This is a genomic window from Pseudoalteromonas sp. Z1A8 (assembly GCF_011378855.1).
Classification (GTDB): Bacteria; Pseudomonadota; Gammaproteobacteria; order Enterobacterales; family Alteromonadaceae; genus Pseudoalteromonas.
In genome coordinates, this window is sequence record NZ_WTLB01000049.1 from 1 (window position 1) to 23,344 (window position 23,344).

Here is a 23,344-nt window from a genome sequence, read left to right on the forward strand (position 1 = left end):
CGCAAAGGCAAGCTCACTGACTTCGATGTGATAAATGATAGCTAATCATTTATCAATGAGAGATACAAGGCGCAAAGCTTGCTTGCGCGAAAAGCATCGCTTTTATGTGTTTAATCTTTTGATAGGTCAGGCTTTTAGGCGTTTAAACAAAAAAGCCCCGCTATTTATTAAATAGCGGGGCTTTTTTAATGAGTGTTAGTTATTAATCAACACTCATTGTTTTAGTCGTTGCAGAGCTTGCACGACCAGCAGGTTTGATAGAACCTGCACGTAAACCACTGTCTGGCACTAGTTCACGCTTATCGTGAGCCATTGCTACAGATGTATGTTTTACTTCGCTATCAGCTACAGGAGTAGGCTGTGCCATTGGTGCACTTGCAGACCCTTGAGTTACCGCTGTTTTCACATGCGGTGCTTTAGTCACAACAGGAGTTTCAGCTTTTGCTGGAGCTTCAGTTACGACTGGCGCTTCAACATTAGCTGGCTCTTCAGTTACGACTGGCGTTTTAACTTTAGCTGGCTCTTCAGTTACTACTGGAGTTTCAACTTCAGTTGGCTCTTCAGTTACTACTGGAGTTTCAACTTTAGCAGGCTCTTCAGCTACTACTGGCGCTTCAACTTTAGCAGGTTCTTCAGTTACCACCGGCGCTTCAACTTTAGCTGGCTCTTCTGTTACGACTGGAGTTTCAACTTTAGTTGGCTCTTCAGTTGCTACTGGAGTTTCAACTTTAGCTGGCTCTTCAGTTACTACAGGCGCTTCAACTTTAGCTGGCTCTTCTACAGCTTCAACTTTTGCTAAGTCTTCAACGGCAACGGCTTGTTCAATTTGCTGCGCTGCATCTACAGGTGTTTCTTCAGATTTAGCTTTAAGTTCTGCTTCATATTCTGCAGCTGCTTGATCAGCAACTGGAACAAATGCAGGGGCTTCATCAGATTTAACTTCTGCTTCACCTTCAGGACGACGACGACGTTGACCAGATGCACGAAGATGACGAGGAGAACGGCGTGAGCGTGTACGTGTTTGCTCTTGCTCATCTTCTGTAGTTGCTGTTTCATCGTTAGAATCAACAGTTTCAATATCAACTTTCTCTTCTTTAATATGCGCTGTTTTTTCTGCCGGAGCTTGTGTTTGCTTTTCTACAACTGGTGCTTGCTCTTGAACTTGTGGAGTGTCAGTCACTACCGCTTGTTCAGGTGTTTGCTCTGTTGAGTTAGCTTGCTCAGCGTTTTCATCTTGCAGACGTACTTTTTTACGTATGTTACGACGTTGACGGCGAACTTTAGGCTTTTGCTCTTTAGGCTCTACAGCCTGAGCTGGCTTAGAATCAGTTTCTACTTCTACTTCTGCTTTTACAGGAGCTTCAGTTTTAACTTGATCTTTTTCTTCACTTTTATGCTCTGGGCGCTTACGAGAGTTAGGGTTACGACGACGCTTATTACGGTTCTCGCTTCTCTCTTGAGTCTCAGTACTAGTTGCTGCTGGTGAGTCTGTTTTAACTTCCTCTTCAGCTGCAGGGCGCTCATTGCGTGGTTTATTAGTGCGCGGGTTATTATTACGACGACGTTGGTTGTTATTACGACGACGATTATCGTTACCACGGCGAGCGTTATTACGCGCTTCTTGCTGCTCTTTTTCTACAGCTTCTTTTTTCTCTTCTACTGTTTCGCTTGCAAATAACGATTTAAACCATTTAGTGATTGCTTCAAACAAGCCACCTTCAGTTTTAGTCTCTGTCACTACAGGCTGAGCTACTGGAGTAGGCGTTGCTTGTGGAGCTGGTGTAGAAGGCATTACAACACCTTTTAGCATTGGCTCTTCACGTACTGGTGCACTTGGTGATTTTGACATCTCAAATGCTTCAGGTTCTGGCGCAACAACTTGTCCGTAACTTACCGTTTCAAGTGTTTCGTCTTTACGTAAACGCATAACTTCGTAATGTGGTGTTTCCATATGTTGATTAGGAATAATCACTACGTCACATTTGTGATGCTTTTCAATGCGATGAACACTACGACGTTGCTCATTTAATAAATAAGCAGCAACGGCAACAGGCACTTGTGCATTTACTTGTGCTGTATTGTCTTTAATTGCTTCTTCTTCAATTAAACGAAGAATAGAAAGTGCGATAGATTCATTTGAACGAATAGTACCTTGTCCACTACAACGTGGGCATGGTCCTTGGCTTGCTTCACCTAATGAAGGACGCAAACGCTGACGCGACATTTCAAGTAAACCAAAGCGTGAAATTTTACCAATTTGAACACGCGCACGATCTGGACGAGCAGCATCTTTTAAACGATTTTCTACTTCACGTTGATGACGTGGAGGCGTCATATCGATAAAGTCGATAACAATTAAACCACCTAAGTCACGAAGACGTAATTGACGTGCAATCTCATCAGCTGCTTCTAAGTTAGTATTAAGTGCTGTTTCTTCAATATCGCCGCCTTTAGTTGCTTTAGACGAGTTGATATCGATAGACGTTAGTGCTTCAGTTGGGTCAATTACAATTGAACCACCAGAAGGCAGACGTACTTCACGCTGGAACGCAGACTCAATTTGGCTTTCAATTTGGTAATGCGTAAATAAAGGAGTATCGCCTTGATAAAGCTTAACACGGCTCATAAAGTCAGGACGAAAACGCTCAATGTGCGCTTTAGCTTCTTCAAAAACACGTGGTTTATCAATTAAAATTTCGCCAATATCACGACGTAAATAATCGCGTATCGCACGGAATATTACATTGCTTTCTTGGTGTATTAAAAATGGCGCTTTAGCACTATCGGCTGCTTGTCTAATTGCTTCCCAATGTACTAATAATGCTTTTAAATCGTAGTTTAATTCTTCAAACGATTTACCAACACCGGCAGTACGCACAATTAAGCCCATACCTTTAGGAAGTTCTAAACGACCCAATGCTTCTTTAAGTTCAGTACGTTCATCACCTTCAATGCGACGAGAAATACCGCCAGCACGTGGGTTGTTAGGCATAAGCACTAAGTAGCTACCAGCAACACTGATAAAAGTAGTTAACGCAGCGCCTTTTTGGCCACGCTCTTCTTTATCAACTTGTACTATAACTTCTTGACCTTCTTTGATCACGTCGCGAATATTAGGGCGACCATGAAAAGTGTAACCTGCAGGGAAGTAAGTACGGGCAATTTCTTTTAAAGGAAGGAAACCATGGCGGTCAGCACCGTAATCAACAAATGCTGCTTCAAGAGATGGTTCAATGCGAGTGATTTTGCCTTTATAAATATTGGCTTTTTTCTGTTCGTGACCTGGGCTTTCGATATCTAAATCATAAAGGCGCTGGCCATCAACCAGTGCTACGCGCATTTCTTCTTGCTGCGTTGCATTGATTAGCATACGTTTCATATTGTTACTCTACTTATTTATGTCGCTGACATGACGATGTTTTTATCGCCTGTTCAGTTGTCCCTATTTTTAGAATGTGCAGCCTCACGACTGGGTCTTTAACGGAACGGCTCTGTTTCTCGTATGCAGTATTTTAAATGCTGGCAAACAATAGCAATTATTATCGCTATTAAATTCTTAATGGTGCTAAAACTGTCGGCTTTTCAGCTACGTTTACAAGTTTTACCCAGAAGTCGGCCTGTCATATTAATCTTACTAAATATCATTCATATTAGGCGCGTAGGGCTCATTAAGTTGGTGAGCAATACATACTGATGTATCGCTAATATCCGTTTTAAGAGCAAAAATCGCTGCCGATGTTAATGAACGCTTATTTATTAGATTTTTTTAGTTCTAAATAAGCTGCTGTACGGTACTACAATAATTGAGCTAGTGCTGAACGACGTTTTTTACGTCGTCACTATCAGACAAATTATCTGTTCATTGCTTTCTCTAGCACGTTAAAAATCGTTTCATGTTCAAACTTAACCAGCAATATATTACGCGCATTGCCGTTAATTGATCGCACGTGTTAACTGAGGAGGCATAAAAGCTTTGGAAAACTTAACTCGGATCTGTATGATCGGCTACCCAGAATGTGCATCACGAATGTTTTAATGTGTTAAAAAGCACCGTTGTTATTTGCAAATACTAAATATTTGCGCTGCTGATTATCCCACTATTATTACAGTGTTAGCAACTAAATTATTTTACTTAAATTAGTGATTAGGCAATGTCAGAAAAAAACGACTTACAAGTAACTTATGTCACGATCAACGAAGACCATTTAGGTCAGCGTATTGATAACTTTCTTATTACCCATTTAAAAGGGGTGCCTAAAAGCGCTATTTATAAACTTTTGCGCAAAGGTGAGGTACGTGTTAATAAAAAGCGTATTAAGCCTGTATATAAACTACAGCTTGAAGATGTACTGCGTATTGCACCTATCAGAGTTGCTGAGCGTGAAGAATTTGTTCCATCAAAGTTAGACAAAGTAACGCGCCTTGAAAACGATATTTTATTTGAAGATAAATACCTCATCGTTATCAATAAGCCATCAGGTATGGCTGTTCATGGTGGCAGTGGCTTAAGTTATGGTTTAATTGAAGCACTACGAGCACTTCGCCCAGAAGAGCGCAGCCTTGAACTAGTTCATAGGCTTGACCGTGATACATCGGGTTGTTTACTTATCGCGAAGCGTCGTTCGGTGTTAACCGCATTGCATGAACAACTTCGTGAAAAAACAATGGAAAAAAACTACTGGGCACTTGTAGAAGGGCAGTGGGATTCTAAAACTAAAAACGTTACCGAAGGGCTGCGTAAAAACACTCTTAAATCGGGTGAGCGCGTAGTACGCGTAGATAACACTGAGGGTAAACCTTCACATACTCGTTTTAAAGTATTAGAGCGCTTTAACGATTGCTCATTGGTACAAGCATCGCCTGTAACAGGACGTACGCACCAAATTCGTGTGCACACGCAATGTAAAGGCCACCCAATAGCGTGCGACGATAAATACGGCGATCAGGGTTTTGACGATTCTATGCGTAAAGTTGGTTTAAACCGATTGTTTTTACACGCACACGATTTAACTTTTTATCATCCTAAAAACGAAACAACGATGCGAGTAGAAGCACCGCTGGATAAAACGCTTAAAAGTACATTACTAAAATTACGTGATGCAAAACTGTGATTGCAGTGACTCCAATTAAAAAATATAAGCTCGTTATTTTTGATTGGGACGGCACTGTTATGGATTCAGTCACTAAAATAGTTAACTGTATTCGTAGTAGCGCCGAGTTACTTAATTTAGTGCCACCTAGTGACGAAGCCATTAAAAACATTATTGGTATGTCGCTTGAAAAAGCAATTGACGTTTTATTTCCCAATAATGCAGCGCAGCATCAAGCGTTAATTTCTGGTTATAAGCATCAATATAGTGTGGATACCACACCTACTCCTGTATTTGACAATGTTGCCAGCGTTTTAGGTACCTTAAAAGAGCAGGGCATTGTTTTAGCCGTTGCTACAGGTAAAGGTAGGGATGGATTAGATCGTTTACTTGAACAAAGTAAATTGCGCCACTTTTTTAGTGCAACGCGTACTAGCGACGAAGCGCAATCTAAGCCCTCTCCAGATATGTTGTATCAATTACTAGAAGAACTTGGCATAAGCGCTAATGACGCTGTAATGATTGGTGACACTCAAATAGACATGAACATGGCAAAAGCCGCTGGCATGGATAGAATTGGTGTAACTATGGGCGTACACAACGCTCAGCAACTAAATGAGCTTAGCCCTATTGCCACTGTAGATAACTATCTGCAGCTGCAACAGGTTTTGCTTGGCTAATTTATTTAACTAGAACTTGTTTTGAGCATTAAGTACATCAATACCAAACTCAGCCAGTAATTGGCTGAGTTTAATTAATGGTAATCCAATTAAACTATTAGGATCGTCACCCGTTAGTTTTTCAAATAAACAAATACCCAACCCTTCGCTTTTAAAACTACCAGCACAGTTATAAGGCTGCTCTGCGTCGCAATAAGCACTAATTTGTGCATCACTAAGTATTTTAAAAGTAACATCAAAGGGTTCAACACTCGTTTTTTTAGTGCCAGTTACAATATCGTAAACACAAAGCCCTGTTAAAAATGTTACAGTATTGCCGCTAAATAAATTTAGTTGTTTTACGGCATTTTGTTTATTATGTGGTTTACCTAAAATTTGATTGTTAAACACAGCGACTTGGTCTGATCCAATAGCTAACCCTTTGTTAAAGTGTTTATTAGCTGCTGAGGCTTTTAATTCACTTAAACGCTTAACCAGTTCAGTAGGTGTTTCGGCTTCAAGTGCTGATTCGTCAACATCCGGTGAAAACGTATCAAATGGTAAATTAAATTTTTGTAATAAAGACTGCCTAAAAGGCGAGCTTGACGCTAAAATGAGTGGGTGCTTCACGGACTGTTTTCCTTCAATAATTCAGATTGAGTTAGGATAAATCAGATCCGAGAGTAAAACACGTTAAAAACCAAGTAAAAATGGTTTTTTACTTTGACTAACAAACTAACTATCTATATGATGCAGCCCCTATGCAAAAGGTGAAAATTCCCATCACTCTTCATCCAGGCAAAGCAGCGCAGCACCGTTTAAAGTATGACGGAATTGTACCGCTTGAAAAACTTACTCGTTTAGAGAAAGTTGTGCAGGAAGAAGTAGGTGAAATAGCGGTAAAAATACATTGCAAAAACGATGATCAAGGTTTCGCTGTGATTAGAGGCAATTTGTCCACACACGTTACTGTCATTTGTCAACGTTGTAATGGTGATTTAGGGTTGGATTTGGTTCAAGACTTTGCATATTCACCAGTAGGTGAAGATACAGAGTTGGATATTTTTCCAGAAGACTACGATGAAGTAGCGCTTGATGAAAATGGTGAAATTAACGTTTTTGATTTAATTGAAGACGAGCTAATTTTAGCAGTTCCATTAGTGGCTACCCACAACGAAGCTTCATGCAGTTATTCAGCAAAGCCTGCCAGCTTTGGTGTATTAAAGGCGGAAGATGATAAACCTAATCCATTTGATATTTTGAAACAACTTAAGAAAGATTCTTAGGAGAAGACTATGGCTGTACAAAAAAGCAAAAAGTCTCGTGCAAGACGCGGCATGCGCCGTTCACACGATGCGATCAGTGGTCCAACTTTAACTGTAGATCAAACATCTGGTGAGACTCATCGTCGTCACCATGTGACTGCAGATGGTTACTACAAAGGCGTTCAAGTAATTTCTAAATAAGAGATTACTTATATGCTGAAAGATCTAACCATAGCGTTAGATATGATGGGGGGCGATTACGGCCCCCGTTCATCTATTCCTGCTGCCGTTTGTGCAGTAAATGCTCATGCCAATTTAACTCTCATTTTATGTGGCAATGAACACGTTATATCTAAAGAACTCGAATCCCTCGATTCTCTACCTCATCCTAGACTCATAATTCGTCACTGTAGTGAAATAGTCACTAATGCCTGTGAACCAGCAATTGCTGTGCGTTCAAAAAAAGATTCATCTATGCGTGTTGCCCTAGATTTAGTTAAATCGGGCGAGGCTCAAGCATGTGTTAGCTCAGGTAATACCGGCGCTCTATTTTTTATGGCTCACTATGTATTAAAAATGCTGCCAGGTGTTAAACGTGCCGCACTCATTTCATCTGTTCCTACAGAGCTTAAAAACCCAGTATATTTACTTGACTTAGGTGCTAATGTGCATTGTGATGCGCAAATGCTCTATCAGTTTGGCATTATGGGCTCTATTGTTGCTGGACAAGCACTTGGTTTGGATAATCCTCGCGTTAGTTTATTAAATATTGGCGCTGAGGACATTAAAGGCCACGACGACATTAAACAAGCTGCACAATTAATGCAGCAAAGCCCACATATAAATTATATTGGTTACAGCGAAGGAAGTGATATTTTTTCGGGTAAGGCTGATGTCATTGTATGCGAAGGGTTTGTTGGCAACGTAGCACTTAAAACATGTGAAGGCATTGCCAAGCTTATTATGAATAAGTTTACAACCGCACTCGAAAAGCACCTTTTATATAAATGTATGGCGTTTATATTGCGCCCAATAATAAAAAAACTCTATAAAAGGGTGAACCCCGACCAGTATAACGGTGCTTCTCTGGTAGGATTGCGCGGTATTGTCGTTAAAAGTCATGGAAATGCGTCAGCTAAAGCATTTCAAGCAGCAATTGATGAAGCGGTAAAAGAGGTTGAACGTCAACTTCCTGATAAAATAGCCGCTATTTTCGAAAAAACACATTCTAAAGACACGGCGGTTAATCAATAATTGATGTGCCGTGTATTTCATTATTTATTTGTTTAATTAAAAAGAGCAAAGTATGGCACAAAAAATTGCACTTCTATTCCCAGGTCAAGGCTCACAAAGCGTTGGTATGTTACAAGAGCTACTAGAGAGTTCTGACATTGTTAAAGCAACATTCGCAGAAGCATCAGACGCACTGGGTTACGACTTAGCAGAGCTAGTTCTTAATGGCCCAGAAGAAAAATTAAATCAAACCCACCGCACACAACCTGCATTACTAACCGCAAGTGTTGCTATTTACCGTGATTGGTTAGCAGCTAACCCTGATACAGACGTTGTTATGGCGGGCCATAGCTTAGGCGAGTACTCAGCGTTAGTATGTAGCGACGTATTAAGCTTGAGCGAAGCTGTAAAGCTTGTAGAAAACCGTGGTTTGTACATGCAAGAAGCTGTACCAGCAGGCGTAGGCTCAATGGCTGCTATCATTGGCTTAGGCGATGAAGAAATTAAAACAGCGTGTGAGCAATCAGCACAAGGTGAAGTTGTATCTCCAGTTAACTACAATTCTCCTGGTCAAGTTGTTATTGCAGGGCATAAAGCGGCAGTAGAGAGAGCATCGCAAGCATGTAAAGATGCAGGTGCTAAACGCGCATTACCACTTTCTGTTAGTGTACCGTCACATTGTGAGTTAATGAAGCCAGCAGCTGACAAGCTAGCAGCAGACTTAGCCGCTTTAACATTTAATACACCTAAGTGTGATGTAATTAATAATGTTGATGTAAAAGCTGAAACGTCAGCTGATGCAATTAAAGACGCATTAGTACGCCAGCTTTACAGCCCAGTTCGCTGGACAGAAACAGTACAAGCCTTGGTTGCGCAAGATGTAACACAAAGCTACGAATTTGGTCCTGGTAAAGTATTAACAGGACTTGCTAAACGAATTGATAAAGCAATGATCTGTGGCTCAGTAAACGACGCCGCTTCAATTGATGCAGCTAAATAAGAGTATATAAAATGTCTAATTTATTTTCATTAGAGGGCAAAATTGTCCTAATTACTGGCGCCAGCCGTGGTATTGGTAAAGCAATTGCAACAACATTAGTTGCACAAGGTGCAAAAGTTGCAGGTACTGCGACAAGTGAGTCAGGCGCTGCTAAAATCAGTGAATACTTAGGTGACAATGGTAAAGGTTATGTATTAAACGTAACCGATCCTGCATCTATTGAAGCAACACTTGCTGCAATAAAAGCTGATTTAGGCGATATTGACGTACTTGTAAATAACGCAGGTATTACACGCGATAACTTATTAATGCGTATGAAAGAGGTTGAGTGGGACGATATAATCGACACTAATTTAAGCTCAGTTTTCCGTTTATCTAAAGCGGTACTTCGTCCAATGATGAAGAAAAAGAAAGGCCGTATTATTAACATTGGCTCAGTAGTGGGTACTATGGGTAATGCAGGTCAAGCTAATTATGCAGCGGCTAAAGCGGGTGTAATTGGTTTTTCTAAGTCACTTGCGCGCGAAGTTGCATCACGCGGTATTACAGTTAACGTAATCGCACCTGGTTTTATTCAAACAGACATGACTGATAATTTAACTGATGAGCAAAAAGCAGCAACACTTGCAAATGTTCCAGCAGGGCGTTTAGGTCAACCTGACGAAATTGCGGCTGCAGTATGTTATTTAGCATCTGACGAGGCTGCGTATGTATCAGGCGAAACTTTGCATGTAAATGGTGCGATGTACATGGTTTAATAGCCATTGTACCCACATTGCTACTTGATAAAGTTAAGTAAGTTACCTCAAAAACATTGAATTATTTGTGAACTTGCTTTAAACATACTTGAAATCGCTGCGAAAATAAGCGATAAAAGACAAAACACACACTCAGAGGTTTGACCAGACAATTATTTATGGTCAAATCATTGAATCAGAGAATTATGCGGCGTAAACTACGCCGCAATCTGAAAATAACGCATTGGCGTTTTTAATAAAGGAAAGAAGAATGAGCGATATCCAAGAACGCGTAAAGAAAATTATCATTGAACAACTAGGTGTTAAAGAAGAAGAAGTTAAAAATGAATCTTCTTTCGTAGATGACCTAGGTGCAGATTCTCTTGATACTGTTGAACTAGTAATGGCTCTTGAAGAAGAGTTTGATACTGAGATCCCAGATGAAGAAGCTGAGAAGATCACTACAGTACAAACTGCTATCGATTACGTTACAGCACACGCTGAGTAATTAATCGCACGTTAAAGGCAGCATCCGCTGCCTTTAATTTTTATATCCAAACCACCTCAAAGTTCGTGATTCAAAACTTAAGCCTCCATGCTCAATTTTAGCTAAAAATTAATTTTGATTGTGTTATGCGTTTTTAATCTATTTTGGGACTAGCACTTTGAGGTAGCTTGGGTATGATCATCCCCTTGTAAAATTCCCCTTATTGGAGGCAAACCGTGGCTAAACGTCGAGTTGTCGTAACTGGCTTAGGAATGTTGACGCCGCTAGGTAATGATGTTCAATCAACCTGGCAAGGCTTATTAGATGGTAAAAGTGGCATTCAAACAATAACGCACTTTGATACATCAAAATTTGGTACTAAATTCGCTGGTTTAATAAATGACTTTGATGCAACTGCATACATGTCAGCGAAAGATACTAAAAAAATGGACTTGTTTATTCAGTACGGCATTGCAGCGGGTGTTCAAGCCTTTAAAGATTCAGGCCTTGAAATCACAGAGCAAAACGCAGCACGCATTGGTGTAGCCGTGGGCTCTGGTATTGGTGGCTTAACACTTATCGAAGAAAACCACATTAAGTTACTTAACAGTGGTCCGCGCAAGTTATCGCCATTTTATGTGCCGTCTACCATTATTAATATGATCTCAGGTCATTTATCAATAATGCATGGACTTCGTGGTCCTAATATTTCAATTGTAACTGCTTGTACAACTGGTTTGCATAATATTGGCCATGCAGCGCGTATGATTGCCTACGGTGATGCAGATGCAATGGTTGCTGGCGGTGCAGAAAAAGCCTGTACCCCAATTGGTATGGGTGGCTTTAATGCTGCACGTGCACTTTCAACACGTAACGACGATCCACGAGCGGCTTCTCGTCCTTGGGATAAAGACCGCGATGGCTTTGTGCTTTCTGACGGTGCTGGTGTTGTTGTAGTAGAAGAGTACGAACATGCTAAAGCACGTGGCGCTAAAATTTATGCTGAGCTTGTAGGCTTTGGTATGAGTGGCGATGCCTACCACATGACGTCACCACCAGAAGATGGTGCGGGCGCGGCACTTGCAATGCAAAACGCACTAAACGATGCGCAAGTAAACGCTGAGCAAATTGGTTACATTAACGCACACGGTACATCTACAAATGCAGGCGATAAAGCAGAAACTGCCGCTGTTAAGTCTATTTTTGGTAATGCAGCTAAAGATGTAATGGTAGGCTCGTCTAAATCGATGATGGGTCACTTGTTAGGTGCTGCAGGTTCAGTTGAATCGATTATTTCGATTTTATCACTGACAGATCAAAAAGTGTCGCCAACTATCAACCTTGATAACCCAGACGAAGGGTGTGACTTAGATTATATTGCTCACACTGCACGTGATGCAAAGTTAGACTTTGCACTGTGTAACTCGTTCGGTTTTGGTGGTACTAATGGCTCGTTGCTATTTAAAAAGGTATAATCTTTTTTAACAACGAATCAAATTATAAGAGCTCAGTTGTTTAACTGGGCTTTTTTTATATGCCAAACAAAATGCAAACAATAATAGCAGCAGATCAAAACAGCACTTTAAGCACGCGTGACAGGGGCTTAAATTACGGTGATGGCTTTTTTACAACGGCTAAGGTTATTGAAGGGCAAGTACAGTATTGGGCTCATCATAAAGCGCGCCTGATTGAATGCGCACAGCGCTTGGGTTTTCCTGAGTTAGACTTTATTAGCCTTGAAAACCAAATTGCTTTACATATAAACGCCGCATCACTAAACGTGCTTAAAATCCTGGTAACGCGCGGCGAAGGCGGACGTGGTTATGGGCTACCCAGTGAGTGTAATGTCACTATTTTATTGAGTGTATTAGATTACCCTAGTAATTACGAAGCGCTTACTAAAAAGGGTGTAAATCTCGAAATAAGCCCGATTAAATTAGCGGCACAGCCTTATTTAGCGGGCCTTAAAACATTAAACCGGCTTGAGCAAGTGCTAATTAAAAAAGCAATGCAAACACAAGACTGCGACGATGTGTTAGTGCTTGATTACAATAACAATGTAATTGAAGCTTCAGCAGCTAATATTTTTGCGATTAAAAATAAGTGTGTGTTTACGCCATTGCTTGATGAGTGCGGAATAAAGGGCGTTTATCTACAATCGTTATGTGATAAATTGCCTGTTGAATTTAAACGCGTGAAAGTAGAAGACTTAACCCAAGCAGACGCCGTATTTGTGTGTAATAGCTTAATGGGAGCAGTGCCTGTTAAACGTATTGAGCAACAAGTATTTAATACAGACGACAGCCACGCATTATTAACTAAATTATTAGCCAAGGAGGCTGAGTGTTAAAAGTTATTTTATCGGTACTTTTTTTAGCTGTTATAACCACTGTAATTGGTTACCAGCAATTACAAGCAACAATAAATAGCCCGCTAAAGGTAGCTAAAAACACACAATTTGAAGTTAAGCATGGCACTGGCTTTAATAAATTATGCCTGCAATGGCAAACTAATAACTGGGTAGAGAGTTGCTGGCGTTATCAGGTAATTGCCAAATTAGACCCAACACTTACCGACTTAAAAGCGGGGCTTTACGAGCTAACAGCCGATAGCGTTATCAACAACGTAAAAAAAATTAACCAAGGCCAGCAAATCAATTTTAGTTTTACCATTATTGAAGGGCAAAACTTACGTGAAGTGCTAAGTGCTATTAAAAAGGCCGATAATTTACAAAACGATTTAAAAAGTGATGAACTAAGTACACAAATACTGGGTAATGACACGCACTTAGAGGGTTGGTTATTTCCCGACACTTACCATTATCATAATAATGATACCGCAAGCAGTGTATTAAAACGTGCCGCGCAAAAAATGCAGCAAACGTTAGACGATGCTTGGCAGCAGCGCGCAGCTGATCTCCCTTACAAAACAGCATACGAAGCACTTATAATGGCCTCAATTATTGAAAAAGAAACAGGCCTTGCCAGCGAACGTCCGCTAATTGCATCAGCGTTTGTTAATCGATTAAATACTAATATGCGCCTTCAAACCGACCCAACCGTAATATACGGACTAGGCGCTGATTTTGATGGCGATATTAAATACAAAGATTTGCGCGATTATACGCCTTACAATACATATCGCATTAATGGCTTGCCGCCAACACCAATTGCAATGCCTTCAAAAGCCGCTATTTTAGCAGCGGTTAATCCGCCTCAAAGTGAATACGTTTACTTTGTAGCAAAAGGCGATGGTACCGGCAGCCACCAATTTTCAACCACGTTAAAGCAGCATAACGCAGCAGTTAAAACGTATATATTAAATAAAAAGAATTAAGTTTTATGAAATCAAAATTTATAGTAATAGAAGGGCTAGAGGGCGCGGGTAAATCAACCGCTATTTCGTTATGCCAAGACTTTTTAAATAAACAAAAAATAGACTTCATTAACGTCCGCGAACCTGGCGGCACACCATTGGCTGAATCGCTTCGTACGCTTGTAAAAGCAGAGCATGAAGAAGAAATCGCCTTTGAGACCGAGTTGCTTATTATGTACGCAGCACGCTCGCAGTTAATGCACAATGTTATTACCCCAGCGCTTGATAAAGGGCAATGGGTACTTGCCGATCGTCATGATTTATCGTCTCAGGCGTATCAAGGTGGTGGGCGTGGTATTAGCTCAAATACATTAGCTTCACTATCGTCAATGGTATTAAAGGGCTTAAAGCCCGATTTAACTATTTACCTCGATATTGACCCAGTAATAGGCCTTGAACGTGCCAAAGGGCGCGGTGAGCTTGACCGTATTGAACAAGAAGCCATTGAGTTTTTTCAGCGTACACGTATGCGTTATGTTGAACTTGCTAATGACGACAACACAATTAAAACGGTTGATGCAAACCAAAGTATTGATAAAGTACATCGTGATATAACCAATGTACTGCATTCATTTTTTGAAGGCCTAAAATAATATGCCATTGCCGTGGCTACATGATACTCAAGCACGTTTAGCGCAAAGTTATCGCGCAGAGCGTTTTCATCATGCGCAATTATTTTGTGGGCCTGTTGGCGTAGGTAAATTTGAATTAAGTGATGAGCTTGGTAATGCTTTGCTATGCCAAAATATTGCTAAGCAGGTAGCAGCGCCAAATAGTATGCTAAAACCTTGCGGGCAGTGTAAAAGCTGTTTACTTACTCTTGCGGGTACTCATCCCGACAAGCGCTTAACGCAAGTTGATGGGCAAAGCATAGGCGTAGATGATATACGCGGCATTAGTGATTTTATGAATCACTCAGCAGCGCAAAATGGCAATAAAGTAGCGATAATAGAAAATTGCGAAAAAATGACCACTGCAGCAGCTAACGCATTGTTAAAAACACTTGAAGAGCCAACTAATAGCCGCTTTTTAATATTAACTACAAGCCAACCAGCACAGCTCCCTGCAACTATTTTAAGTCGATGTGCTAAAAGTGATGTAAAAATAACAAATACAGCACTTGCTCAGCAATGGCTAGAGACATTAGATATACCCAACTATAGTTGGTTAGCACTTTTTTATAACCAACCGCTGCAAGTAAAGCATTGGCAACAGCAAGATCAGCTAAAAAATATTGATACACTTTATAAGTTTGCAACTGAGTTTAAACAAAGCCATAATTTCAAAGTGTTAGTCGATATAATAAATAAACAGCCTGAACTTGTTCGTATATTTACTTTATTTTTAAGTGTGCAACTAAAGCAGCAATTACTGCAAGGTATGAGTTTTGACGCTTATCAAAGTGCTCAAAATGCATTAGGCGAGTTTTTACAAAATAACACACAAGTACTTGGCCTTAATTTATCGCTTGCTGTATCGCGATTAGCATACACATTGCGAAATTCTTAAAAGGATTAATCATGCAAGAACTATTAGTAGACATAGACGATCTTGACGAGTTATACCGTTGCTATATGCCTTACTTAAAAAAAGGTGGCTTATTTGTACGTACTAATATGCGTTACGAAGCAGGGCATTCATTAGCGCTTAGAGTTACTTTGCCCGATGCACTAGAAGATGATGTAGTAACAGGTAAAGTATCGTGGATAACACCACAAGGGGCACAAAGCTCTAACCCTCCAGGTATTGGTATTAGCTTTTTAGACGATAAAACAAACCTAAACGCTAAAATCGAAAAGCTCCTTGGGACTATGTTAAACTCAGGCGATCAAACATATACCATGTAGTTATAGGGTCAGTTTTTCATTGAGATTAACGCCACCCTATATTGGGTTCTTTTAATTACTAACATAATAAATTAAAAGAACAAATTTAAACCCTGAACATAATACAGGCCTTATAGTGATTGTAGATTCTCATTGCCATTTAGACCGTCTTGATTTTGATAAGCTAGACTTAAACCTTGACCAAGTTCTTGATAAAGCACGTGCAAAGCAAATAGAGCACTTTTTATGTGTAAGCGTAACGCTTGATCAGTTTCCAAGCATGCTTGATAAAATTAAGCATTATGACGATGTTTCAGCCTCATGCGGTGTACATCCACTTGATCAAAAAGACGCCCTTAATAAACAGCAACTAATCGACTTAGCCTCACACGAAAAAGTCGTTGCTATTGGCGAAACGGGTCTTGATTACTACTATTCAAAAGATACTCATGCAGTGCAGCAAGCTAGCTTTGTTGGGCATATTGAAGTGGCTAACGAATTACAAAAACCGTTAATTATTCATACTCGTGATGCCCGCAGCGATACCATTAATTTAATGCGTGAGCACAAAGCCGAAAACTGCGGTGGTGTACTACATTGTTTTACCGAAGACTGGGATATGGCTAAAAAAGCCATAGACATGGGCTTTTATATTTCTATTTCGGGTATAGTTACCTTTAAAAATGCTATTGAACTAAAAGAAGTAGTAAAACAAATACCGCTGGATAGATTACTAATAGAAACAGACTCTCCTTATTTAGCACCGGTACCGTATCGTGGGCAAACAAATCAGCCAGCGTACGTAGAAGATGTTGCTTATTATATTAGTGAGCTTAAAGGCATTAGCTTTAACGAGCTTGCTAAAGCCACTACAGAAAACTTTTATTCTTTATTTAAATTAGCAGCTAAAGGCTAAATACATGAAAACTCACACGGCAAACCTTCCTATTTTACTAATGGGGCCAATGGTGCGCCGTGCAGAGCAAACTGGAGTCTGCATTCAGTTTGCTACCTCCAAATCGGCTAGCTGCCAAATAAACTTATTAAATGTAGAGTGTTATAGCGAACAACAAACTATCGCTTTAGGCCAGCACTTATACCTGCATTTTATTGTTATAAAACCAGTAGAAAATCTGTTTCCTGTAGATAAATTATTAAGCTATGAGCTAATCATTGACGATGCAATAATTGATTTATCGCCTTGGTGCTATAGCAATCAAACAACGCCTGCATTTGTAATCCCCAATAAACTCAGTGATATTTTGCATGGCTCGTGTCGTAATGCACATCATCCAGCAAAAGACAGTTTAGTGTCTGCAAGTCACTGGCAAAATACTCAGCGCGTTAATAATAATCAAGGCGCACAGTTATTATTACTGAGCGGTGATCAGGTTTATGCCGATGACGTAGCAGGGCCCATGTTGTTAGCTATTCATCAGTTAATTAAAGCCTTAGGTATCTATAAAGAGCAACCACTGGCAATTGAGCTACCAGACGATATAAATGAGCAACTTTATAATCGCCATTTGTTCTTACCAAAAACGCCTTGGCAAAAACGCTCAAAGTTAGGTGTGGGTTACTGGCTAAAAAAAGACGAACCGCATTTTTCAAGTGTAAAAGCGTATAATCACCTTATCCATTTTGAAGAATACATAGCACTTTATTTATTAAATTTTAGTGCTGCTGCTTGGCAATGTGTCGATATACAAAACACGACGTATATAGGTCAAAGCGAGCAAAATAAAACTATTTTTAACGCTGAAAAAACAGCTTTAATTGACTATGCAAAAGGCTTAGGTGAAGTAGAGCGGTTGTTTGCCAATGTATCTACACTAATGATGTTTGACGATCACGATGTAACCGATGATTGGAACCTCACCGCTGGGTGGGAGCAAGCTATAAACGAAAACCCAAGTAGTAAACGAATCATTAATAACGGCTTAATTAGCTATTGGTTGTTCCAAGGTATGGGGAACGATGCACTAAATAAAACGGGTGAGCTCTTAACTGCGTTTAAGCAAAGTAAAAACAACAATAATATTTGGCAGTTTAAAGCATTTGATAAACCACTAAACGATTTTAGTTTTTGGCATTACGAACTTACCACCATACCTAAAGTAGTGGTACTAGATACGCGTACGCACCGCTGGCGAAATGAGCAAAACTTTAACGAGCCCTCAGGTCTACTTGATTGGGAACGTCTCACAGAACTTGAAGAAAGCCTATTAAGCCACGACCAAGTTATTATTGTATCGCCAGCTCCTGTATTTGGAGTTAAATCAATAGAAGCCATACAGGCTGCTTTTAATATATGTGGCCAACCGCTCATGGTCGATGTAGAAAACTGGATGGCGCACGAAGGCTCGGCCAAAAAGCTACTCGATACGTTTAGACGAACCGACACCCCAAACGAAACGCTAATTTTATCGGGTGATGTACATTACTCATTTTGCTTTTCAGTGCAAAAGCGTTTTGGCGATCACCCCAATCGAATTTGGCAACTTACCGCTAGTGGTATTAAAAACGAGTTCCCGCGTAAACTCATAAACATACTCGATAAACTAGATTCAATTCTATACGGCCCCAAAAGCCCCTTAAACTTTTTTACCAAACGTTGGCATATGGAAGTAGATAAACACCAAACCATAGGTGAAGGGCAAAAATACTTAGTAAGCGACTCAGCTATTAGTTTAATAACACTAGAGCAAGGAAACTTAGCCCGCTACCAACTGATTCATGGCGAAGGGCATTTAACTGAGTTTGATTTAGAAGAACAGTAAGTTGCTCATCTACAAGTTAACCGTAAATTTGCACGCTTGGTAAAGCGTTTGAGAAAGTAAGAAGTAGTACTGTTTATAGAAGAAACTGCAAATAAAAACGCCCAAAGGCTTATAAAAACCTCTGGGCTATAAAGTGACTCTAAATTGAGCCTAGCGTTAACTAAAAACTTTCTGGTTCGTTAGGGAGAAGAAGAAAGTACTAAAAACTATAGTAAAGGTACTCAATAAAGCATAACTAATTTTGCCACCTGGTTACATTTGATAACAAAGGATTAGATTAATTATGTGTAATTTGTACTTTAGTTTAACCCCAGCTTATTAACTGCGTATTTTGCACTAGATCGCGTGGTAATGAGTTTTTAATCTTATTTTTTTGCCATTTGCCCAGCCCAATAGGGCAACCACACAGCGTTAATACTACTTCACCTATTGTTTGAGTTGCCTCAGCTAAGCGTATATCTTTACCTTGAAAATAATCATTTGCTTGCTCGTTATTTAACGCGTAAATATTAGTTTTACACTCATTGCCAAACACAGTAGCAAACTCGTGCGTTAGCCTTACGCCGTTTTTATGAATAATTCCAATTTGAATGCCTAAACGTGCGTATTTAATTTTATTTTGTACGGCTTCAAACCCTTCAGGGAACAACCACAGTTCTTTATCGCGCTGCATTAAACTACCTGGCAAGGTAGTTAACCCAAAGTGTTTTTTAAGCGATTGCATAAACGCGGCACTTTGCTTTTTATCAAACTCGTTAAACGGGAATGCGCCTTTTTTAACAGTTTGATTTGGGTTATTGCAACTTGCGTGCTTTTTAAATTTAGCAATAAAAAAGCCTTCGCTATCGAATGTTTGCGGCCATACATGTAAATAACCTTCAGCGGTAGTAGCACTGCTTGCACCTTCAAATAAGTCGCTTAGGGATTGCGGTGCTATGTAGTCACCAAATTCATTGAGTAAATAATCGCATACTTGATGATTTTCGAGCGGGGTAAGTGTGCAGGTTGAATACACTAACGTGCCACCTGGCTTTAATGCGTAAAATGCGCTTTTAATTAAGTCTTTTTGTACTTGAGCAATTTGTATGTTTGATTCTATTGACCAGTTTTTTAGTGCGTCGGCGTCTTTACGTACTGTGCCTTCGCCAGAGCAGGGCGCGTCCAGCAGTATGCTGTCAAAGCATTCAAACATGTAGCTGCCAAATATAACGCCATCAAAGTGCGAGAGCGCACAGTTACCAACGCCCATGCGTTTAAGCGTGGCGCTAAGTACTTTTAAACGTGAAGACGAAAGCTCGTTAGCAACTAATACACCTTGGTTATTCATAAGTGCTGCAAGTTGTGATGTTTTAGAACCCGGCGCAGATGCCATATCAAGCACGGTGTTATTTTGAGGGTCTGCTAGTTCAATACTTTGCTTTAATGCGATAGGTGGCAACATTGAACTTGCTTCTTGTACGTACATAGCACCGCTTAGGTGTAAGTCGGTATTACCTAGAGCTAGATTTTGCTCTTCATTGCTTGGGCGCTCTAGCCAAAAGCCTTCATTGCACCATGGGATTGGGGTTAGTAGCCAATTTTTTTTAGCTGCACGTTTTACAAATTCTTCAATGCTAATTTTTAATGTATTAACGCGAATAGATTTTCTGAGCGGCCTGCGACACGCATTTAAAAAGTCATCTAAGTTTAGATGCGCTGGTAAATAGGTTTTTACGTCATCAATAAAGTGCTCAGGAATAAAAGTGTTGGCGTTCACGCGTTAGCTCATACTATAAAAATAAAGCGCGATAATAGCATTTATATAAGGTGTTTTCAGTGCTAAAACCATATTAACTACTTTGAATTTATGTCGACACTTTACTGCGCCAGCTTATTTTAAAACCAGTTATATACGACTTTAGATTAATAGTGTCGACAATTGGGGTGTTTTTTAGTCTTTTTATTGGGTTTTAGGGTTGACATGTTTTTTTAATAAGCACATAGTGACCATATGAATTGTCGACAATCTAAAAAATAACTTATGACACACACATTTTTAAACGAAGCGCCTATAACTACCGCATCAGATCAAGTATTTGTAGATATGCGCCGTGAGATTGTTGAAGGCACTATAGTTCAAGGTAGTAAAATATCAGAGCCAGAACTTGCAAAACGTTATGGCGTAAGCCGTGCAACGCTTAGAGAAGCGTTAAATCGCTTAGAGAGTTGCTACCTTGTTGAGCGTAAAGCTAACGTAGGTTGCCGCGTAGTTGCCCTTACCGCTGAGCGTTTGATTGAAGTTTATCAAGTTCGCAGCTCACTTGAAGGCTTGGCATGTAGGTTGGCTGCCGACAATATGGAACCAGAAGAAGTAAAAGGCTTAAAGCAATTACTTAATCAGCACCTACAAACACAGCGTGTTAAAGAGGGCGAGTCTTATTATCAAGAGGCTGGCGATTTAGATTTTCATTACCGTATTATTCAAGGCAGTAAAAACGCGCATTTAATTCATTTGTTGTGTAATGAGCTCTATCAACTAATACGCATGTACCGTGTGCAAATGGGTATGGTGGGGCCGCGTGTATCTAAAGCGTTTGATGAGCACTTAGCTATTATTAACGCGATAGAAAACCATGACGGCGAACTGGCCGAAATGCTAATGAAGCGCCATATAAGCGCATCGCAAGCAAATATTCAAACCAAATTCGACTTATTAGCTAAGCAAAAAGCATAAGCTGTTAAAAGTTAAAAGTTAAGCAGAACAGTTAAACAGTCATAATTACAGATTAAAACTATAAGTTACTCCACGTAGCAACCGTTCAAAGTGAGGAGAAAGTAATGTCAGCAGGATTGAAATTCAAACAGGCTATTGCCAATAACCGCCCGTTACAAGTTGTAGGCACTATTAACGCATACACAGCGATGATGGCTGAAAAAATGGGCCACCAAGCTATTTACCTCTCAGGTGCCGGTGTTGCAAACGCCTCGTTTGGTATGCCTGATTTAGGTATGACAAGCCTTGATAACGTGCTTGAAGATATTCGCCGTATTACAGGTGCTAGCGACTTACCGCTGTTAGTTGATGCCGATACCGGTTGGGGCGGCGCATTTAACATTGCACGCACAGTAAAAGAAATGACTAAAGCCGGTGCGGCGGGTTTTCATATAGAAGACCAAGTAGCGCAAAAGCGCTGTGGCCATCGTCCTAATAAAGAAATTGTAAGCCAAGGTGAAATGGTTGACCGCATTAAAGCAGCGGTTGATGCAAAAACCGATAGCGATTTTTACATTATGGCGCGTACCGATGCATTTCAAAAAGAAGGTTTAAATGCCGCTATTGACCGTGCAGCTGCCTGTGTTGAAGCCGGTGCTGACGCTATTTTTGCTGAAGCCGTACACGACCTTGCTGATTACCAAGCATTTGCAAAAGCGATTAATGTTCCAATTTTGGCAAACATTACTGAGTTTGGCCAAACACCTATCTACACTAAAGAGCAGTTAAGTGACGTAGGCGTTGAAATGGTGCTTTACCCACTAAGTGCATTTAGAGCCATGAACAAAGCAGCACTCAACGTGTATTCAGCAATTTTAAATGAAGGCTCGCAACAAAGCCAAATTGAAAATATGCAAACGCGTTCAGAGCTTTACGACTTTTTAGATTACCACACGTACGAGAACACACTCGACACACTTTTTTCATCAAAATCTGACAAATAATAATTATTAGAACAGATATCACACACAAATTTAAGATAGGAGAAAATCATGGTAGATAAAGCATTAAGCGGCGCGGGTTTACGCGGACAAGTGGCTGGTCAAACAGCATTGTGTACTGTAGGGCAAAGTGGTTCTGGTTTAACGTATTGTGGTTACGATATTAGTGAACTGGCCGAAAAAGCGCAGTTTGAAGAAGTGTCTTTTTTACTTTCACGCGGTGAGTTACCAACCACTAGCGAATTGGCTGAATATAAAGCAAAGTTAAAAAGCTTACGCGGCTTACCAGATGCACTTAAAACCGTACTCGAAAACATCCCAAAAGACGCGCATCCAATGGATGTAATGCGCACAGGCTGCTCAATGTTGGGTAACCTTGAGACGGAGCTTGATTTTAGCCAAGCTAATGACGCAATCGACCGTATGGTTGCTGTATTCCCAAGTATTATTTGCTACTGGTACCGCTTTACACACGATGGCGTACGCATTGAAACGCAAACAGATGACGACTCTGTAGGTGCACACTTTTTAACGCTATTACACGATAAAGCACCTAGCGAATTGTTTGCACAAGTGATGAACGTATCACTAATTTTATACGCAGAGCACGAGTTTAATGCCTCTACTTTTACGGGGCGTGTGTGTGCATCAACGCTCTCTGATATTCATTCTTGTGTAACAGGCGCGATTGGTACGTTGCGTGGCCCACTTCATGGTGGTGCTAACGAAGCAGCTATGGATATGATTCAAGGTTTTACAAGCGCAGAACATGCTGAGCAAGAGGTAATGGGCATGTTAGAGCGTAAAGACAAAATTATGGGCTTTGGTCACGCTATTTATCGCGAATCTGATCCTCGTAATGTAATTATTAAAAAATGGTCTGAAAAGCTAGCTGATGAAGTTGGCGATACAGTACTTTACCCTGTATCTGTTCGTTGTGAAGAGATTATGTGGCGAGAGAAAAAATTGTTTTGTAATGCCGATTTTTTCCATGCATCGGCTTATCATTTTATGGATATTCCGACTAAGTTATTTACGCCAATATTTGTAATGAGCCGTGTTACTGGTTGGACTGCACATGTAAAAGAGCAACGCGCTAACAACCGTATTATTCGCCCAAGTGCCGATTACACAGGGCCTGATGCACGTAGTTACACACCAATCGAATCAAGAAGTTAATTATTTTTAACTAAGGTGAG

General features: G+C 40.3%; 22 protein-coding genes. 19 read left to right on the forward strand and 3 right to left on the reverse strand.

Going from position 1 to position 23,344, the window contains the following annotated elements:
• Positions 1–202 precede the first annotated feature (202 nt).
• Positions 203–3,379: a ribonuclease E gene (gene rne, locus GQR55_RS16190; protein WP_166421416.1), complete on the reverse strand. Its 3,177-nt coding sequence runs from the start codon at positions 3,377–3,379 to the stop codon at positions 203–205.
• A gap of 772 nt (positions 3,380–4,151) precedes the next feature.
• Between rne and rluC the strand changes: the two genes are divergently transcribed.
• A complete protein-coding gene (gene rluC, locus GQR55_RS16195) occupies positions 4,152–5,111 on the forward strand; it encodes a 23S rRNA pseudouridine(955/2504/2580) synthase RluC (protein WP_166421417.1) in 960 nt (319 codons plus the stop codon).
• Entirely contained in the window at positions 5,108–5,770 is a 663-nt protein-coding gene (locus GQR55_RS16200; protein WP_197239137.1) for an HAD-IA family hydrolase, read from the forward strand. Before rluC ends, GQR55_RS16200 begins: the two co-directional genes overlap by 4 nt.
• A 9-nt stretch (positions 5,771–5,779) precedes the next feature.
• On the opposite strand, the gene GQR55_RS16205 is transcribed toward GQR55_RS16200, so the two are convergent.
• The gene (locus tag GQR55_RS16205) at positions 5,780–6,379 is read right to left on the reverse strand and encodes a Maf family nucleotide pyrophosphatase (RefSeq protein ID WP_166421418.1); all 600 of its coding nucleotides are present in this window, start codon (positions 6,377–6,379) and stop codon (positions 5,780–5,782) included.
• 131 nt (positions 6,380–6,510) lie between these two features.
• Between GQR55_RS16205 and yceD the strand changes: the two genes are divergently transcribed.
• From yceD to GQR55_RS16275, 14 genes are all read left to right on the forward strand, one after another.
• Positions 6,511–7,035, forward strand: coding sequence for a 23S rRNA accumulation protein YceD (gene yceD / locus GQR55_RS16210; protein ID WP_166421419.1), 525 nt, complete (start codon positions 6,511–6,513; stop codon positions 7,033–7,035).
• Between the two features lie 9 nt (positions 7,036–7,044).
• Positions 7,045–7,215 (forward strand): 50S ribosomal protein L32, encoded by a 171-nt coding sequence (gene rpmF, locus GQR55_RS16215; protein WP_002962381.1) that lies wholly within the window; start codon positions 7,045–7,047, stop codon positions 7,213–7,215.
• A gap of 12 nt (positions 7,216–7,227) precedes the next feature.
• Positions 7,228–8,268 (forward strand): phosphate acyltransferase PlsX, encoded by a 1,041-nt coding sequence (gene plsX, locus GQR55_RS16220; RefSeq protein ID WP_007585728.1) that lies wholly within the window; start codon positions 7,228–7,230, stop codon positions 8,266–8,268.
• A 52-nt stretch (positions 8,269–8,320) separates the two neighbouring features.
• On the forward strand, positions 8,321–9,247 hold the full coding sequence (gene fabD, locus GQR55_RS16225; RefSeq protein WP_166421420.1) for an ACP S-malonyltransferase: 927 nt from the start codon (positions 8,321–8,323) through the stop codon (positions 9,245–9,247).
• An 11-nt stretch (positions 9,248–9,258) separates the two neighbouring features.
• The gene (gene fabG, locus GQR55_RS16230; RefSeq protein WP_166421421.1) at positions 9,259–10,005 is read left to right on the forward strand and encodes a 3-oxoacyl-ACP reductase FabG; all 747 of its coding nucleotides are present in this window, start codon (positions 9,259–9,261) and stop codon (positions 10,003–10,005) included.
• 250 nt (positions 10,006–10,255) lie between these two features.
• The gene (gene acpP, locus GQR55_RS16235; RefSeq protein ID WP_002962377.1) at positions 10,256–10,492 is read left to right on the forward strand and encodes an acyl carrier protein; all 237 of its coding nucleotides are present in this window, start codon (positions 10,256–10,258) and stop codon (positions 10,490–10,492) included.
• A 215-nt stretch (positions 10,493–10,707) separates the two neighbouring features.
• Positions 10,708–11,946, forward strand: a complete 1,239-nt coding sequence (gene fabF / locus GQR55_RS16240; protein WP_166421422.1) for a beta-ketoacyl-ACP synthase II — start codon at positions 10,708–10,710, stop codon at positions 11,944–11,946.
• Between the two features lie 59 nt (positions 11,947–12,005).
• A complete protein-coding gene (gene pabC, locus GQR55_RS16245; RefSeq protein ID WP_166421423.1) occupies positions 12,006–12,821 on the forward strand; it encodes an aminodeoxychorismate lyase in 816 nt (271 codons plus the stop codon).
• Positions 12,815–13,807 (forward strand): endolytic transglycosylase MltG, encoded by a 993-nt coding sequence (mltG, locus tag GQR55_RS16250; RefSeq protein ID WP_166421424.1) that lies wholly within the window; start codon positions 12,815–12,817, stop codon positions 13,805–13,807. The genes pabC and mltG overlap by 7 nt, the downstream gene beginning before the upstream one ends.
• 5 nt (positions 13,808–13,812) lie before the next feature.
• Positions 13,813–14,439 (forward strand): dTMP kinase, encoded by a 627-nt coding sequence (tmk, locus tag GQR55_RS16255; RefSeq protein ID WP_007585737.1) that lies wholly within the window; start codon positions 13,813–13,815, stop codon positions 14,437–14,439.
• 1 nt (position 14,440) lies between these two features.
• On the forward strand, positions 14,441–15,355 hold the full coding sequence (locus tag GQR55_RS16260; RefSeq protein ID WP_166421425.1) for a DNA polymerase III subunit delta': 915 nt from the start codon (positions 14,441–14,443) through the stop codon (positions 15,353–15,355).
• 11 nt (positions 15,356–15,366) lie between these two features.
• Positions 15,367–15,693 (forward strand): PilZ domain-containing protein, encoded by a 327-nt coding sequence (locus tag GQR55_RS16265; RefSeq protein WP_002962367.1) that lies wholly within the window; start codon positions 15,367–15,369, stop codon positions 15,691–15,693.
• A gap of 115 nt (positions 15,694–15,808) precedes the next feature.
• Positions 15,809–16,588, forward strand: coding sequence for a YchF/TatD family DNA exonuclease (locus GQR55_RS16270; protein ID WP_024600474.1), 780 nt, complete (start codon positions 15,809–15,811; stop codon positions 16,586–16,588).
• A 4-nt stretch (positions 16,589–16,592) separates the two neighbouring features.
• On the forward strand, positions 16,593–18,452 hold the full coding sequence (locus GQR55_RS16275) for an alkaline phosphatase D family protein (protein ID WP_166421426.1): 1,860 nt from the start codon (positions 16,593–16,595) through the stop codon (positions 18,450–18,452).
• 304 nt (positions 18,453–18,756) lie between these two features.
• Here GQR55_RS16275 and rsmF read toward each other — a convergent pair whose 3' ends face one another.
• Positions 18,757–20,208: a 16S rRNA (cytosine(1407)-C(5))-methyltransferase RsmF gene (gene rsmF / locus GQR55_RS16280; RefSeq protein ID WP_166421427.1), complete on the reverse strand. Its 1,452-nt coding sequence runs from the start codon at positions 20,206–20,208 to the stop codon at positions 18,757–18,759.
• Between the two features lie 264 nt (positions 20,209–20,472).
• On the opposite strand from rsmF, the gene GQR55_RS16285 reads away from it, so the two are divergent.
• From GQR55_RS16285 to prpC, 3 genes are all read left to right on the forward strand, one after another.
• Entirely contained in the window at positions 20,473–21,165 is a 693-nt protein-coding gene (locus GQR55_RS16285) for a GntR family transcriptional regulator (RefSeq protein WP_165740738.1), read from the forward strand.
• A 104-nt stretch (positions 21,166–21,269) separates the two neighbouring features.
• Complete coding sequence (prpB, locus tag GQR55_RS16290) at positions 21,270–22,148, forward strand: methylisocitrate lyase (RefSeq protein ID WP_166421428.1); 879 nt, start codon at positions 21,270–21,272, stop codon at positions 22,146–22,148.
• 48 nt (positions 22,149–22,196) lie between these two features.
• A complete protein-coding gene (gene prpC, locus GQR55_RS16295) occupies positions 22,197–23,324 on the forward strand; it encodes a 2-methylcitrate synthase (protein ID WP_166421429.1) in 1,128 nt (375 codons plus the stop codon).
• Positions 23,325–23,344: the final 20 nt, after the last annotated feature.

Coding starts and splice junctions, on each gene's coding strand:
- GQR55_RS16275 (WP_166421426.1), top strand. CDS start 16,593: ATGAAAACTCACACGGCAAACCTTCCTATTTTACTAATGGGGCCAATG.
- fabG (WP_166421421.1), top strand. CDS start 9,259: ATGTCTAATTTATTTTCATTAGAGGGCAAAATTGTCCTAATTACTGGC.
- prpC (WP_166421429.1), top strand. CDS start 22,197: ATGGTAGATAAAGCATTAAGCGGCGCGGGTTTACGCGGACAAGTGGCT.
- GQR55_RS16285 (WP_165740738.1), top strand. CDS start 20,473: ATGACACACACATTTTTAAACGAAGCGCCTATAACTACCGCATCAGAT.
- fabD (WP_166421420.1), top strand. CDS start 8,321: ATGGCACAAAAAATTGCACTTCTATTCCCAGGTCAAGGCTCACAAAGC.
- GQR55_RS16260 (WP_166421425.1), top strand. CDS start 14,441: ATGCCATTGCCGTGGCTACATGATACTCAAGCACGTTTAGCGCAAAGT.
- rpmF (WP_002962381.1), top strand. CDS start 7,045: ATGGCTGTACAAAAAAGCAAAAAGTCTCGTGCAAGACGCGGCATGCGC.
- rne (WP_166421416.1), bottom strand. CDS start 3,379: ATGAAACGTATGCTAATCAATGCAACGCAGCAAGAAGAAATGCGCGTA.
- GQR55_RS16265 (WP_002962367.1), top strand. CDS start 15,367: ATGCAAGAACTATTAGTAGACATAGACGATCTTGACGAGTTATACCGT.
- plsX (WP_007585728.1), top strand. CDS start 7,228: ATGCTGAAAGATCTAACCATAGCGTTAGATATGATGGGGGGCGATTAC.
- acpP (WP_002962377.1), top strand. CDS start 10,256: ATGAGCGATATCCAAGAACGCGTAAAGAAAATTATCATTGAACAACTA.
- tmk (WP_007585737.1), top strand. CDS start 13,813: ATGAAATCAAAATTTATAGTAATAGAAGGGCTAGAGGGCGCGGGTAAA.
- pabC (WP_166421423.1), top strand. CDS start 12,006: ATGCCAAACAAAATGCAAACAATAATAGCAGCAGATCAAAACAGCACT.
- prpB (WP_166421428.1), top strand. CDS start 21,270: ATGTCAGCAGGATTGAAATTCAAACAGGCTATTGCCAATAACCGCCCG.
- yceD (WP_166421419.1), top strand. CDS start 6,511: ATGCAAAAGGTGAAAATTCCCATCACTCTTCATCCAGGCAAAGCAGCG.
- rluC (WP_166421417.1), top strand. CDS start 4,152: ATGTCAGAAAAAAACGACTTACAAGTAACTTATGTCACGATCAACGAA.